General features: G+C 47.1%; 13 protein-coding genes. 2 read left to right on the top strand and 11 right to left on the bottom strand.

Annotated features, from left to right (window positions below; all coding sequences use genetic code 11):
- Window positions 1-624 precede the first annotated feature (624 nt).
- Entirely contained in the window at window positions 625-1,962 is a 1,338-nt protein-coding gene (locus D328_RS0109970; RefSeq protein WP_018884853.1) for an MFS transporter, read from the top strand.
- A 264-nt stretch (window positions 1,963-2,226) separates the two neighbouring features.
- On the opposite strand, the gene D328_RS0109975 is transcribed toward D328_RS0109970, so the two are convergent.
- Entirely contained in the window at window positions 2,227-3,168 is a 942-nt protein-coding gene (locus D328_RS0109975) for an ADP-ribosylglycohydrolase family protein (RefSeq protein WP_018884854.1), read from the bottom strand.
- Between the two features lie 170 nt (window positions 3,169-3,338).
- On the opposite strand from D328_RS0109975, the gene D328_RS0109980 reads away from it, so the two are divergent.
- A complete protein-coding gene (locus tag D328_RS0109980; RefSeq protein ID WP_018884855.1) occupies window positions 3,339-5,270 on the top strand; it encodes an AraC family transcriptional regulator in 1,932 nt (643 codons plus the stop codon).
- A 112-nt stretch (window positions 5,271-5,382) separates the two neighbouring features.
- On the opposite strand, the gene D328_RS31195 is transcribed toward D328_RS0109980, so the two are convergent.
- The 10 genes from D328_RS31195 to D328_RS0110030 form a co-directional block, all read right to left on the bottom strand.
- A complete protein-coding gene (locus D328_RS31195; protein ID WP_018884856.1) occupies window positions 5,383-5,532 on the bottom strand; it encodes a hypothetical protein in 150 nt (49 codons plus the stop codon).
- Window positions 5,533-5,555: 23 nt separating this feature from the next.
- A complete protein-coding gene (locus D328_RS0109990; RefSeq protein WP_018884857.1) occupies window positions 5,556-6,941 on the bottom strand; it encodes a contractile injection system protein, VgrG/Pvc8 family in 1,386 nt (461 codons plus the stop codon).
- Between the two features lie 68 nt (window positions 6,942-7,009).
- Complete coding sequence (locus D328_RS0109995; protein WP_018884858.1) at window positions 7,010-7,597, bottom strand: hypothetical protein; 588 nt, start codon at window positions 7,595-7,597, stop codon at window positions 7,010-7,012.
- Window positions 7,598-7,616: 19 nt separating this feature from the next.
- Window positions 7,617-8,912 (bottom strand): N-acetylmuramidase domain-containing protein, encoded by a 1,296-nt coding sequence (locus D328_RS0110000; protein ID WP_018884859.1) that lies wholly within the window; start codon window positions 8,910-8,912, stop codon window positions 7,617-7,619.
- 33 nt (window positions 8,913-8,945) lie between these two features.
- Window positions 8,946-10,448: a discoidin domain-containing protein gene (locus D328_RS30240; RefSeq protein ID WP_018884860.1), complete on the bottom strand. Its 1,503-nt coding sequence runs from the start codon at window positions 10,446-10,448 to the stop codon at window positions 8,946-8,948.
- A 29-nt stretch (window positions 10,449-10,477) separates the two neighbouring features.
- Window positions 10,478-11,521, bottom strand: a complete 1,044-nt coding sequence (locus tag D328_RS0110010) for a hypothetical protein (RefSeq protein ID WP_154659011.1) — start codon at window positions 11,519-11,521, stop codon at window positions 10,478-10,480.
- A gap of 69 nt (window positions 11,522-11,590) precedes the next feature.
- A complete protein-coding gene (locus D328_RS0110015; RefSeq protein ID WP_018884862.1) occupies window positions 11,591-14,434 on the bottom strand; it encodes a hypothetical protein in 2,844 nt (947 codons plus the stop codon).
- Window positions 14,435-14,462: 28 nt separating this feature from the next.
- The gene (locus D328_RS0110020) at window positions 14,463-14,840 is read right to left on the bottom strand and encodes a DUF4280 domain-containing protein (RefSeq protein ID WP_018884863.1); all 378 of its coding nucleotides are present in this window, start codon (window positions 14,838-14,840) and stop codon (window positions 14,463-14,465) included.
- Window positions 14,841-14,863: 23 nt separating this feature from the next.
- Window positions 14,864-15,448 (bottom strand): hypothetical protein, encoded by a 585-nt coding sequence (locus D328_RS0110025; protein WP_018884864.1) that lies wholly within the window; start codon window positions 15,446-15,448, stop codon window positions 14,864-14,866.
- On the bottom strand, window positions 15,439-16,065 hold the full coding sequence (locus D328_RS0110030; protein WP_018884865.1) for a hypothetical protein: 627 nt from the start codon (window positions 16,063-16,065) through the stop codon (window positions 15,439-15,441). Before D328_RS0110030 ends, D328_RS0110025 begins: the two co-directional genes overlap by 10 nt.
- Between the last annotated feature and the right edge of the window lie 40 nt (window positions 16,066-16,105).

The raw sequence follows: 16,105 nt of genomic DNA on the forward strand, positions 1-16,105 counted from the left end.
TGTAAATGAAATAACCTATCTTGTTATATATCGGTTATTGAGGGCAAGCTCTACATACACTTTGGTCTCAATTCAGCTGGAAATAAATATAAATAATTACCATAAGTAACGTGAATATAACTTCGTTATCACTTGTTATTATATTATTAACATATAGATACCATCTTAATTGCGCAAAAACGAAATTCTTACAAACTCAGAAAATGAGAATCAGGTCACACACACGAGCTCTAATCGTAAGAAAAACGTCTATCGTCGTACTTACACAGAAGATAGGCCACCTTTAGCTGAAGTTTTTCTTGCGATAATCCAATTGTTCAACTCCGATGAAAACTCATAAATTCATTTATCTTAAAAAAACCGATCAAGGATACGCACCCTTGATCGGCTGTTATTGCCATAAACCTATATCTCTATCATGCGCTTACGATCATCTAGACGCTTACTCTGTAGTCAGCAGCAAGTACCTGTTCAAATCCCCTTTCCTTCAGCTTCTCTGGAATAATCACAGTGATGACACTAGATACTTATATGGCAATATTGCTATATCAATTTTTAAGGAGTACAATTTAAATAGTGTGAAATTCGTAATCTACGTCATTTTCAATAGATAGGAATGGTAGTATGAAAGACAAAATCGTAATGCCCCTCTGGACCTGCTGTCTGTTCATAGTCGTCATGAATACAACGATGTTCAACGTATCCTTGCCTGCTATTATAAAAGATCTCGATATTACGGCTGATCTGGGCGCCTGGGTCATCTCCAGCTACTCGATCGGTTATGCCCTCTCCACTGTAATCTATAGTCGCTTGACGGATCGCTTCCCGCTGCGCAAGCTGGTCGCGACGGGTCTTCTGACCTTGGGATTAGCCTCTGTACTTGGACTATTTGCGCATTCCTTTGCCCTACTGCTGGCTACCCGCATTCTGCAATCCGCCGGTGCCGGAGTGATGGCAGGTCTGGGGCTAGTCATCGCCAGTCGTTATGTGCCAGCCCAGCGTAGAGGTGCTGCCATCGCCATGATCTCATCAGCTGGAGCCATGGCCTTCGGTCTTGGACCAATCGTCGGGGGTCTGATTAGCGAATATTGGGGCTGGAATGGGCTGTTCGGGGTTACTGTGCTTGTTCTCGCTGTCCTACCTGTGCTCTTGTACTTTTTGCCTCGGGAAAAGTCCTCCGCTGGCAGCTCCTTCGATGTTATTGGCGCCATGCTGACCGTCATCAATGCTTCTTCACTGCTCGTAGCCATCACGACGCAATCTCTGCTGTGGCTAAGCGTCGGAGTCGTGTCCCTCATCGTGCACGTCATCTATACACGTCGGGCGAATAATACGTTTATTCATCCCCGGCTCTTTGCCGTGCCTGGCTATACAAGACTACTAATGATCGGCTTCGGTATCCTGATTCTGAATCTGGGCAACCTGTTCTTGATGCCCTTAGTGCTAGCAAACGTCTTCCACCGCAGCTCATTCATGATCGGATTGCTGATTGCTCCCGGTGCATTGCTATCTGCTTGCTGTGCACGCTTCGTCGGCCGCTGGATTGATAGTCGTGGGGGCATGCGCTTCCTACTTGTCGGACACGTGCTGCTAAGCGCTGTCCTGCTGCTGTTCATGCTGGAGATCCATGCTTCGGCGCTGATCGTGACCGTAGGGTATCTCATCTTCTCCCCTGCGTTCTCAGCCACGATGGCTTCCGTCAATAATGAAGCTGCCCGGCTGCTGCCTCGGGAGCTGGTGGGCTCCGGAATGGGCTTATTGCAGCTGATTCAATTTTTCGGCGGCTCGATGTCTGTAGCCTTCTGTGGTCTGCTGCTGCACAGCAAGAGCTATCTGCCATCTGCAGAGCCCTACAGTTATGTGTACGGCATCCTTCTGATCGTCGCTCTCGTCTCCTTCGGTATTGCCTTCTGGCATAGCAAGGCTGCAGCGTCATTAGCGCAGTCCGTGTCCAACCATTGAGAGACACAGACAGCAACCCTTATCATTTCCAGCTATAGACTTGCTACATCTGCAAGTGTCTACTAGCCTTCTAGTACTCTACTCGGCCAAATCAAATGGGAGTATAGTGCCGCCGCAATGTACTGGCTGCAGCAGATTGCCACTGACAGGAGATTGCTACAACATCGCAGTGGCAGATTCATTAAATAAAGCGAAACGCCTTGGCCTGAACAGCCTGCGTTTCGCTTTATTTGAGATCAGCTGAACTTGTAAAAGAACATTAGCCTATTCTTGGCCAATCATTTCCCATAGCCTATTTGTAAGCAGCTGTAGCTCATCCTTCATAGCAAGCCGCGCAAGCCAGTGCTCCGGGATCTGATCATAACCATAATAAGCACCTGCCAACTGACCATATACTGCTCCGGTCGTGTCCGCATCATCTCCGAGATTCACAGCGAGTAGTGCCCCCTCCGCAAATGAGCTTGTACGATCAAATGCCCACAAAGCAGCTTCCAGCGAGCGAATGACATATCCGGTCCCTTTGATCTCTGGCGGCTCCCTGTGCTTATACGAACCATCAATGACGTCCTGTAGTCCGGGAGACAGCTCCTTCTCCCCAAGCCAGTCTCGCCATGTCGTTGACGCTAGCATTGTCTGTTTGTCTGCTCCCTGCATACCGGACACCAGCATTGCAGCCAGCACGGCGCACGCTTGTACACTTTCAACCGCACCGTGTGTCGTTAATGAACTCTGCTCGGCATAGCGTATGGCCTGCTCAGGCTGATGGGCATAAGCCATGGCCACCGGTGCCAGTCGCATAATAGAGCCATTTCCAGCCGTCATAGGGTCTGTCAGACCACTATATGCCTCGCCAGTATGCTCGAAGCGCTCCAGGGCAGTACGAGTCGCATTTCCGATATCAAAGCAGATTCCAGTACTGCTCATATATCCGGTCCTGTACCAATTCACATATCTGCGCATCTGGTCCCCTGCATCGAAGCCACCGCATCTAACCAAGCTTTCCCCCAGACATAACGCCATGGAGGTATCATCGGTCCATTGACCTGGCTTCAGGTCAAACACACCTCCACCAATCATATCCTCCACAGGCGGAAAAGTGCCCGGGCTGCTGAACTCCACAGTGGTGCCTAGTGCATCCCCTACCGCAAGACCGACCAGGCACCCATGATGACGATTCCGATTCACTGTATATTGAGTCATGTACATTCCTACCTTTCTGGAAAGCGACATTCTAACCTATCTAGTTCACTTCTGTTAAATATACTATAAAATAGACCATACATAAGCTTTTTTGTAGGCAGGGCACATTCATTAGGTTTATGCCAAATGCTTATTATAATTACATTCATGTCAAGCAACTTGAGGTGTAGGATGTCGTGAAATGGTCTAAACAAATTCAAATCTGGAACGAGACGCCGCTCGTCCTTCTAGATATCCGTCATATCCGGATGAAAAAAGGCGAAGAGCTTCGTTCCTATCGGTTACCTGCAAGCTCCTTCATCTATGTGAATCAAGGGGAAGGATTCATTTCCTTGAGCGGTCTGGAGATTCACCAAGTTCATCATCATGCGATCCACACTGGCAAAGGAGAATCACTAAGCATCCAGTGTTTAAATGAACCGTTGGACTATTACATGATTATGTACAAGTCGTTGCCCTATCCCAATCAGCTTCAGGAGAGCAGCGTAGCTCAATCGGAGCCTTTCTCTGAAATATATGCTTTTACAGCTGGCCATCCCCTGCGTCTTCTTCCTTTGCTGGAACGTATGCTCGAATGCTGGAGGAGTGGACGAGAGCTGGATAAATTGCAAGTGAAGGGGCTGCTGTATCAATATATTTACGAGCTTTACCATCAACGAGAGCTATCTCCACTCCCTGCCCAGAAGCCTGATCTGGCTGTGCAGGTGGCCCAATTTATTCAGCACAATTACCAGCAACAGCTGTCCATGGACCAGTTGTCTCAAGCGATGCATTATAGTACACATTATGTGGCACGAGTGTTCAAGCGCAGATACGGCTGCAGTCCCATGGAGTATCTTGCACGTACTCGCATTCAGCAGGCCAAGCATTGGCTTACTCACAGTGACCTCCCCATCCGGGATGTGGCTGATCGTGTCGGCTATAAGGATATGTATTACTTCAGTCGTCTATTTAAAAAGATGAATGAGGTCACTCCTGCTCAGTTCAAAATGAAGCAGTTGTCTCTGCAAGGTTCAATTCGTCCTGAAATGAGGTTCAAATCGTTCATTGCTTCGAGCGGATCAGACCGCTATAGTGTTATAAGTGATAATGATTCTCAACACGAAGCATGGAGTGTGAATGACATGAAATCAGGTCTTAAGCCGACCTTTGCAGCAATGCTGCTACTCTTTAGTCTATCCCTGATTTTGGCGGCCTGTGGAGCTACCGAGCCACAAGCACAGCAGTCGCAGGGGAATGCTGTGCAGACGGGTGACGCTGGCGCTGCGGATACTGCTGCACAATCGACCAGAGTCTACAAGGATGCCTTGAATCGGGAGATAGAGATTCCTGTAGAGCCCAAACGTGCTGTGGTGATTACCTACGGTGGCTATCTGCTGCCGCTGGGTCTTAAGCCAGTTGGTGTAGACCAAGCAGTATTGGACTTGTATCCTGAGGATATGGCTGGTGTAGAGAGCATTGGAGAGGGACTTGGTAACCTGGAAGCCATCTCGGCACTAGAGCCAGACATCATTATTTTACCCGAATACTTTGATCAGGCTACGTATGATAAGTATCAGGTCATTGCCCCTACCGTCGCTGTATCCTGGGGCGGTGATCCCGATGTAATCAACATTCTTGGAGACATAGGCGAGGTCATGAACCGCAAGGCTGAAGCGGACGCCTGGATCACCAAATTCGAGACCAAGCTGCAGGGCATCCGCGACAATATCAAAGTCAACCTGCCAGAAGGGGCGACAGCCATTACCTTTATTCTGTACAAGGGTGAATTCCTGCTTGGCGGCAAAGGCGGTACACTTGGCAAGCTCGTCTATGAGGACTTCGGCTTCCAGATGCCTTCACAGTTCGAGCAATATGCTGATGGTGGCGATGCCCTATCAATGGAGGAACTGGCTGGCAGCAACAGTGATTACTTCTTCACGCAGATGAATCATGATGAATTACCGGCCATGCTGGATCTGTTCGAGCAACCGCTCTATCAGACGATCCCCGCTGTGAACAACGATCGTATTATTAATGTCAGTCGTAACAAGTGGAACTACGGTCCCTATCTGGTTGAAGAAGCTGTTGATGAGCTCATTAAGCTGGTAAACGAGAAGATGGAATAAACAACCTAGGCTATAGCTGAAGAGAGCTGCCATTCATCACATAGTTGATTGAAGGCAGCTCTTTGCTTTTCCATTTTCTTTTTGGATCAATGAATAAAGCATAATGAAAATGTTAAGACTCTTGTCTGGCTGTGTTCATAGCTTCCGTTACAATAATGTACGGATACTCTCCATTAGCAATCTTCCGCTTCCATTCCTGGATCATATCCTCGCGCGTGCGGGGCTTCTCCTGAACAACTGCCCCTGTAGTTACCTTAGCCATTCTCATTTCTCCTATGCCATGCATTATTGGATGTTGACCTTCGCCCCGGTTATGGATACATTCCCATCCATCTCCAGCAGACTGGTTTTACATTTAAGTCCAATCGCGTCCTTGGCCGTAATCTGTACGGTATTTCCTGCCTTGAGGGAAAGGGTACCATCCGCCTTAACACGAATATCTTTGGTACTGCGCAGCTCGATACCGTGATCATCCAGCAAACGAATCACTACTTCATCATCCTGGCCCGTAATCAGAATTTCGTGCTGATCGAAAATAATGGCTTTACGATATTTTGTCATGAATAGCTTGACTGCTGGGTCTTTGATAAAATCACCGCCCTTGGAGCGTCTACGAATGGAGTGGGTTATAATCGCCTCCTGCTCTTTATTGCTCGGGAAATATACATCTACAAAATCGTACAATTCAGGCATGCAGTACCATCCTGTATTCCCCTCAGAGGTATAGAAGGTTGCATATGGAAAAGCGTGTGTCTCAGCTACAGCTGGCTTGTCCTTATCTATTTCGTAGAAAAAGACCTTCACATGATCCTGCTCCAGTCCAATGACCTTGGATTTCAATGTCATTCCCCGGATGCTCTCATTGAGAATCAGTTCCTGCTGCATTCCTTCCTTCGTGGTAAGGACATATTCATGCCAGATGGCACTATGGCGAATAATAGCCGAGGATTGCAGGACCCACAGCGTCATATTTCTGAACTGGGTCTCGTCGCCGATACTCAGACGCTGCCCGCTCATTCCTTTCGTCTGCACCTTGTAATACAGCAGATTTGAATCGTTAGGCTCAGCCTTTCTGGTAACCGAATAATTGTATGAGCTCAGCTTGCCCTTCTGCGTACCGTCAGGTAGACCGAAGTAAAACTGTTGCTTGCTCGTCAGTGGATCAGGAATCAGCCCCCAGCCAAAACGAGAAGCCATACGCTTCAAGAACTCCCAGTCCGTCTCCTCATACTGTAAAGTGAAGTTTTGAATTGTCTCGTCCCGTAGAGGATGTGTGCAGTTGGCTTCCTTGTATCTGGCCAGCACCTTATCCAGTACAGCCTTGTAGGGCATATTTTTATTCTGAAAAGACCTGCTGCGCTTCTCCTCATCAAGCTTGATGGTATAGGATACAGCCTCTGCCACAAGATGAGCTACATCCGCCACCATTTTAATGCGCACCTGACTGATGAGACCCTTGAACAGTAACGTTCGCTTGTCATCATCCTCCTGATAAGACAGCATCAGACCTGCACCTGTATCCATCGCTTCCACATATTTTTCTGGCTCTTCTCCTGTCAGCACCGCTGTAAGATACATTTTCGCATGATTATTGATCCGTTGAACCAGCTTGATTTTTGGATTCTTCAAGGGCAAGGCGCTGCCATTAAGATAGATGATTGGTATACCCATAGGATGATCCTCCTTCGAACGATGACTGCCACGTAGCAGCGCTGCATATATACTTCATGATTCTCTGGCTAGTTTACAGCATCTTCTGCTTGCAATGGATAATTCTCCATATATCGGATGATATCCTCAACTGTTTTGTTATATCCAGCTTCATTTATTGCTTCATCCAATTCATAGTTTGTTGAAAAGGTCTGATCAGTGTTTTGAAAATACAACCCAGCAACAGGAAATGGCTCGACTCCATCTGGCCCCCCTGCTCCAGTATTATAATAGGCGATAACAATAATATCATTTAAACCATCATGGTTAAGGTCTTTAATCACAACATCTTGTATTCCATCACCACCGTTCCAATTCACACTCCCGTAAAAAGTTGGGAATGTATAAGTAACCTTCTTTTGTCTATCCAAAAGGAAAAATTGATATTTTCGTTTATCATCTTTTTTTCCTACGACAGCTCCAAACGTCAACTGCCCCTTCCCTTCTATATATATTGGATATTCACGTTCAATAAAGTACTGATTTGAGTCCAGTTTGTTTCCAATTAGACTGGATTTAAGCTCAGTATTTCCAACACTTATGTTGTAATGACCATTTATTAGGCATAGAACACTCAATATAAAAATGATAAGGTTCTTATTCATAATCCCACCCATTCTAACCTTCCTCAGATCGTTAAGAGTTCTTGTAAAGCTTAGTATTCTTTTTTAATTTTTCAGTGTAGTCATCAACCTTACCAGGACCGTTATATGATGAAACAAAACTTCTTAAATCCTCCTTTTGAAGATATTTAATTTTATTTCCGTTACCATCGTTTTTCAAAAAATTCACAAATCCCTTAATTTGTTCTTCATTACCTGTACTAAATTTCAAAAACATTTCTTTGGCACTACTGTAACCAGTTGCTTTATAATTACTCCCTAAAATCTGGCACAAACCCATACTTATCGACTTATATGCTCTCTCTTCATTTTGAGACTTGGCAAGATCAAGAGCGGCGTATTCACTTGTTTGATTCTCATGTACACTCTTCCAATTTTCACTGGAGCTTTTTCTATATTTATGCCCTTTATACTTGGGGCTTCCATATGTAAATTGTGAAGTAGGAGAATCCACAAAGTGATGCACTTCAAATCTAATCTTTAATTTTCCATTTACAAAGCCTGATCCTCCTGATTCCACAAGAACTACTGCTCCAAGTAAATTGGGATCAACAGATAATTCCTTGCCTAACTGATTCATTAAATCTCCATATTTAGCTTTAAAGGCACTTACAGATCCAAATGAACTTTTATCCCCTTGCTCAGGAACAGTCGGGGTAACTTTAGGTGGGGTAACTTTAGGTGTGTCATCTTTACTCGGTTTCTCCTCCACCGGTGCGACTGGCTTTTGATACTTCCCAATAATCGCCTGTGCCTCCTGGCTGTATTTATCCTTCGCTGCTTTTACAGCCTTAGGATCCTTACTGAGATCTTTGCCGTCTACGAGACCATGATCATGAGCGGCATACCATTTAGCCGTCAGCTCATTCAGCTTGTCCGCGTCAGCCTTGGACGTTTTCGCAATGGTACGAATCAGATCCAGCTTCTCGCGAATGCCCTTTCCTGCTTGCTCTGCTGCCTTCATTTGCCGGATGTTACCCGTAGCCTGCCCCTCCATCCAGAGCAGGGTCTGCTTCTTCATCTGTTCCTGTGCCCACTTCGGCATGTTGGCCATTTCCCGTAGCTTCGAGCGGAGGCCTTCGGCCAGCTTTTGCGCTTTGCGCATCCCTACCTCATCGCCGTTAGCCTTGGCAATATACCAAGCCTCCTTATACTTCCTCATCCAGTCCTGGGCCCAATCGGGATAGGTCAGCTTTTGCTTCTTCTGCTCCGCCACCAGGTCGAAGGACTTGGCCTTCTTACGAGCACTGGCGGCAGTTAATGCCTTTAGCATAGGTGTCGCACCAAAGGTAGGCTCTTTCCATTTCATGCCCTGCTTCACCTCTCTCCTGAACAGTATCTATCAGAACACCCTTACTTCGGAAATGCATGTATCAGGATATGCTGTGCCAGATTCTACTTCGAGAATGGTCAGCTTGATCCACGAGGTCCGTACGGGTTCGTCGAGCTCATACTTTAACGCATCACTATTCATTACAAGACGTTGCCCCTCGGAGAACTCCAATTGTACTCGCTTGAATCTATTATTAGCGAGATAAGACGCTTTCGATTTGGTTAACCCATTCAAGATTTCAATTCCATTCACCACTTGAGGCTGACCAAAGTCCAGCTTCACCCACTCCCCTACTCCATCGCCAGCTACACCCTCGCACCATGCCGTATTGGCGTTTCCATCCATAAGATTAGCTGGGTTATAGTTATTTCCTGATTGATCAGGCAACGTTGACGAAGCTGTAATCTCTTGTACAGGAATACTTGTCCGATATGGTGTAAAATCAGTCCTACTCTCGATCCTTTGTACCGGTCTCAGAGTATAGCCGATTCTGTTCAATACAGCCTGGTAACGAACAACATTATTACTTTTCCAGTTCCATTCCACGATCGGGCCAGATTCCTCTGCAAGCAAGAGCTTCTCACCATCCCAAGTCATGAGGGGGGCTTCTCTGGAATCCACTGGGGGCTGACCAATTCTCTTGGATTCACCCGTTGTCATGTCTACAAGGGACAGCCCATTGTCTCCAGTATCTATATACAATAATTGATCCTTGCTAAGCCACTGCTTCAGCTCCAGATCTGTTGATATCGCATGCTCATACGGATTCACAGCATCATCCTGCAAGTTAACAATGAACAGTGAACCACCTGTTTGTATAGCTAACCTAAGGCTATCTGGTGAGTACACCACTCCGTAGATAGCTCCTTCTTCATACGCTCCTTGATTAGTAGGAGCCTTCAGCTCCTGCAACGTCTGATTCTGGAAGCGATACACGTACAGCTTATGGTCCATTTCATACACGCAGCTCTCCAGATCAGGTGAGAATTGGATGAATTGATTGGGCATATCTACCTCTAGCAGCTTCTCTGCTGTGCTTAGGTCATATATCCCAACCTGCTGATGATCCAGCTCATGTGATTGACGAACCAGAGCAATACGGCTACCATCTGTTGATATACCTCCAAGGTATAGCTCATACCATGGGTATGCTGCCCCACTCTTCGCATGTAAACTCTTAATTACATCTTCTATTCGTACATAGCTGCTCCCTGTCGGGTCCGTCAGGTCTACCAGCTGATCCAGGCTCTCACTATCATTTTCACCATACATCAATAGCCAAGGAGTGCCCTGTTGAGCGGACACATCTGGGTTGCTGCTGCCGTTTGGAGCCTGACTAGTAGTCTGTTCAACAGTGCTGGCAGCCAGAGTCTGATCAGCCTGTCCAGCTATGGATTCAGAGCTAGCTCGTTCCTTACCTGTACACGCGCACAGAAGTACCAATAGGAAGATAAGATACAGCACCTTGACTGCATTTGCCCTTTGTCGTAACCATTCAATCTTTTGATACATCACAGCACCTCAAATGATATTGTCAGCATCTAACGTGCTGCTAAGTAAGCCAAATAATCGACTTTACTCATAATCCATTGCTCCGGGTACGTCCAGTTACCATGACCATTAACGGTACTGGTAATATCTCTTTTCTCATCATGCTGTAGCTCGACCAGAAAGGTCTTAACGAGCCCCTGATTAGCTTCAATCATCCTCGTATGATCTGGTGACAAGACAAAAGAGTCCTCTGCAGACCCGATTCTTTGACTTTGCCCCGTCGTCATATCCAGTACATAGATTTCACTTAGAAATGAGTCTTCATGCTCATGCAGCGTATATATAAGCTGCTCTGATTCATCCCACTGCACGATTGAGGATATATTGTGGTCTGTAGCCATAAGCTCGGATGTTCCTTGCTGAATATCTGTGACCACTACGCCATTATTAGCAGCAGGCAAGCTGATCTGCGCATGATCTGGAGAGAATTTACCATGCCTGTATCGGTCCAGAGCACGATCCTCATGGATGGCCTCCACTCCATAATCCTGTTCTAGTCGAATGTTCCATTTCTGACCTGTTATACAATCATAGACGTAGAACTGTCCCTCCTGCTCATAGAAATAGTGAGTCAAATCAGCAGAAATATCGAGCAAGTCTCCTGGCATCTCAAAGCCTTGCGCCTTTTTTCTTTCCCGAAGGTCGTAGATCTCCACGTCAGATTGCTCCTCGCCCTCTCTCCAACGATTTACAGCCAATCTACTGCCATCCCTGTTCAGCTTTCCCCTCGAAAGGTAGGAGTCTGTACTCTCCTGACGCTCTTCATCCGACTGTATTGCATTGACTAATTCCTGCACCGAAATGTAAGATTCGCCAGTAGGATCATCCAATCTGGTCAAGAACATCTCATCCTCACCAGGGCCACCGCCTAATGTCGCATTTAACAGCCATTCCCTTGCATCTTCCTTGGGATCTAAGATAGTTTTTGCTATGGCTACGTTCGGTTCTGGTTGAAGCGCTATTTCCGTATTTGATAGAGGAGCAGCGCAAGCAGATAAGGATACGGCGAGGAATACGACAGACAATTTTTTCATAAAAATCATCACTGCACCGCTTTCACATTCTTATTACAGCTAATTTTCGATCGACTTTCTCAAGCGGTCTTATCTATCTTTTCGATCTATAATAGCTAGTCCCTTAATACCGATCGGCTTCTCACTGAGTGACCTCTTAACGACTCCAACGGCTACAAGAAAGTTCACATATTCATCTTTGTGAACCGTAAGACAGCCTGTAGATGTAGGCCTATCTATATTATCTTTGTTATAGCCTTTGTGAATATTAATGCCCGTTGCCGTGTAGCTTGTCTTTTTGGAGCCTTTTGTAGCTGGTACACCTGCTCCATCTCGCACGCGTAGAGCTGGGTATGAGCTTCGATGATAGCCTCCTACGAATTCATACACACCATCAATTACTGTTGCAGCCACACTTTCGTTGTCCGGCAGAGAGCTTGCATTTTTACTGGTGTATTTAATTTGACCATTAACAACTACAATAGCCATTGCTCCATATCTTCCCTCTGGATGATTCTGCTGAGCATAGCTGTAAGACCCATTGCCTTCAAAGAAAAATACAAGCGGCGTGTTCTTATTGCCGGATAGCTTATTCTTAATCATACTGTTGTTCGTATAATCATTTACACGATAAAGCGCCTTCGCCTGTTTGCCCTTTAATCCGTATTTCTTAATGTATTGTTCAATGTGGCTTACTGCTACTAACCCATCTTTGTACTCGTTCTCATCTGCTGGTTCTTCTTCCTTCGGCTTATCAGGAGCTTTATCCGGCTTCGCGGGCACCTCGGTTACGGGCTTGCTCACAGGCTTGGTAGCAGTCACCTTCGGCCACGGAAGAATACCGTTAGCTACCTGATACAGGTATACCTCCAGCACCTCACGGCTGTAGCCCTTCCCGGCAAGACCATACTTCTTGGCAAAGTCGTATAATGCTGCATTAAGATCCGCATCCCACTCGTCTCCCAGAGGTAGCTTGTAGGGGAAGCTGTCTGGAAATTTACGGCCCAGCTTATTGAGGTTCTCACGAGCCTGCAGATTGCCGATACCGTACTTCTTCCGCAGCTCAGCAGCCTCCTTCGCCAGCGCTGCCTTGTCAGCCACCGTAAGCTTGTGAGCCGCATCTGCATACAGGGCGGACAACTCTGCCAGACGATTGGCATCCTTATACGACATGGCTGTACTGCTTCGGATGAGATCGTTAATGAGCACATGATCTCGCAGCTTGTTCGCCAGAGCATGGATTTTATTTTGCCGCGCCTTGTCACCGGCAGCATGAGCCTCCCACCACTGGGCTGTATATTCATGCATTTGTGCTCTGGCCCAATCCGGCATGGCATCAATCGCCGCAAGCTGCTCACGCACCTGCTTCGCTTTGGCCGCCGCCGCTTTGGCCCCTTTCTGATCTCCAGCTGCTATAGCCTTATAGTATTCTGCCTTGTATTTAAGCAATAGCTCCTGCGCCCAGGACGGATACTTCTTGCCCTGCAGTTCCTTCATTAACGACTCATATGCCTTCAGCTCTTCGAGCGGTACCTGTGCCGTCAACAGCTTTGATGCCTTCAAATGGAATTCCTCGTCTGCCTTCAGGTAGCTTGTTTTACTAGACAAATTCAGCCCCTTGGTTGCCATAACCTCAACCTTCTTGCCATGCAGGACCAGATCAACCTCTGCCGTGAAGCTCATATCATATCTACTATATACATGCATGCCGGTGGCTGGATTCAGGCGAATGAGAAGCTTATCCTTCTGAGACGACAAAGCCAGCTCCTTCTCATCGAATTTGGCTTTTTTACCGGACCGAGTATGGAAGAGTTTGCGCTCAGGCTGCTGGATCTCATCCCCCGTAAGCCCCTTCTTACGGAGCGCTTGGATAACATAGGCCTCACTCTCATTGGCAGAGGGAAAGTATAGCTGCACCGTGTCACCGAGCTCTGCCACACATTGCCAGCCCACTCCATTCGCGGTATATATCGTTGGGTAGGGGAACCACGTACTGCCGGTCGGAGGCTCGGCATCTATATCGAAATGCAACCGAACAGACTCATTGGCCCTGTCAATGACTATGCCATTAATCGCTGTTCCGCAGAGCGCCGGATGATATACCTCCTCATAGGATAGCCCTGCTCCAGGGACTAACTCGTACACAAATATCAGAAGACCCTTGGCTATTGTGCCTGTTGCACGGTGTATGCTCCACTCCTGATTCTTGAATATCACCATATCCCCTGGAGCATAACGAGCGGAATCCTCAACCTCGTAATATGTATTTATTTGATTCTTGTTACGACTGCCCGGAGCTACCGTGCTTCTACGTATAGTGTAGTTAGCCCCCTCAAGTCTACCCTTCACTTGCCCCCTGGATGTGCCTAGCCAGAAGCGTGGCGCATCGGAGGTTACTTCAGGAATTAATCCGGTTCCTAGCCTGGATGCCATTCGCTGTAAAAACAACCAATCGCTCTCCTGATACTGCAGGGTAAAGGCACCCAACGGTCGTTCAGCATCCAGCAGATCAATAAAGTCACCGTGAGGGTAGGCGTCAATCCGGTCACGAAACAGCTTGTAATACGTCATCCCTGGCTCCTGATAGCTACGACTCATTGGCTGTCTGTCCAGCAGAATCGTATGAGAGGCCGCGCTCAGAGACATCGAGTAGACTCCATTGACCGACTTGACGGTCAGTTCGGTGATCAATCCCTTGAAGAGGCATGCTACTACTTGACTCCCGTCCATCTCATAGACCTCGACAGGCTCATCCTCATACATCAGCTTGTCGTAGCCTTGCTCATCATCATCCGAAATGACAGCGGTCAGTTGAAGTCTGCCATGGTCATTAACCTGGTGGATCAGATCGAGTTCCAGCAACCTGACAATAGGATAAGGAGCCTTGATTTTAATATTTTCATAGGTAAGTGCCTGCCCTGACAGTAGCCCCATCAGCCTTCACCCTTTCCATCCAAGTAGTTCATTCCTGACCATCTGTATCAAATGAAATCACTCCACACCACATGCACATATTCGTAGAGCAACTCAGTAGCGCTGGAGAATGATCCACCATAACGTTGTTCTTCCCATTCAACCAAGCCATCGAGAGCGATGGTCTGCAGGGCTGCGGTATCAGGCGATCCAACTGCCCCTGACTGGCAGCAATCACATCTGGATTATGCTTGCTGCTGCACATGCCGAATGCGGGTATATGTATTCCCGGCTCACAATCCCGAATACTTCCCTGCGCTTTGGAGTGAATGAACACCTGCCGCCCTGCTCCGGCTCGAAATACACCTGTTGCGCTCCCATAGCTGCAACGGACTGAAGCTCCATCTACGATATAACGATCATTCATCTCCTATACACACCCTTGCTATATTAATCCTTGCCAGCCAAGACATCCCGCTCGATCTGAAGCCGCTGCAACTGTATCCCCTTCAAGGGGAATCGAAGCATGCATTCTGCCACATCCAGATCTACGATGACCTCAGGAGCACCAGCTCCTTGAACCCGGCATACCTTGTGACCACGAAGCTTTCTCTCATCCAGCACCATCTTTTTCAACGTACCATCCTTATTCCACTCACTGAGCGGGGACAACGCATTAATAACCTCAGTGGAAGCCATCAGCCAACACAATCGCTGTGTCCTGGTATGCTGATCAGCAAGGACTACTTGCCGCCAGACCAGGCTGGGCTGATACTGCTCCCAGATACACTTGAGCTCATCTGATAACATGTAATATGGATCATCCAGCCAATCCAGAAAAGCAGCCTGTCCATCAACATAAAACTGAAGTGAGGATATATCCTGCTCCTGTGCAATTGTGATGTGATTCAGCAGCTGTGCCTTGGTCAGATTGAGCGGATAAGCAACCTCCGTGAACCGCTCATCCTGTACTACACGATAGTACTCGATCTCCATCTCATGAATTCCACCTGTCTGCCAGTCTTTTAGAACCAATCCATCAGTTCTTCTTCCTTCAGAAGGGATTCTTCACAGATCGAGTAAATCACCTTACTGATTCCTTTGTACTCGCCAATTCTAATCTCAAGTTCCTCTTCCAGCTCCAGCTCTGCGAATTCAGGAAGCTTGACAGCCTGTCCTATACATTCGGCGCCTAGCCTCATTACATATTCATGAAAATCGGGAATACAGGCCCAGTGAACCTGCTCTACCTCCGGTTGGAGAAGGCGATCCATGTACAGCTTGCGACGGGACTCTAGCTGCTCACCAAGCTCATGCCAGCAGGTCCATACCCACCCGGCATCATAGCGATCTTCACATGGCTTGGCATCAAAGTACCAATTGCGGTCAAATGCCTGCACCACATAATCGTATTGTCGATGCAGCAGATAGGTTCGTCTCATGGAAAAGGTAATATAACCGATCGCTCCCTTGGTTCCTTGGTCTTGTTCAGCCTTGGCCAACTTGCATATGCGCCGAAAAGATTCGACAAATTCAGCAGACCTTTCCTGAAACTGGTTGCGATACCCCTCTTCCAATTTATGAATATAGTACTTCATATGTACATCTATGTAATGTTCGCGGAAATGATCCATGGCTTCTGCTCTATTCATAAATCCCCCTTTTTTCCTAGTATATAGGAAACGAAAAATC

This window comes from Paenibacillus massiliensis 2301065 = DSM 16942, from assembly GCF_000377505.1.
In the GTDB taxonomy this organism is placed as follows: domain Bacteria; phylum Bacillota; class Bacilli; order Paenibacillales; family Paenibacillaceae; genus Paenibacillus; species Paenibacillus massiliensis.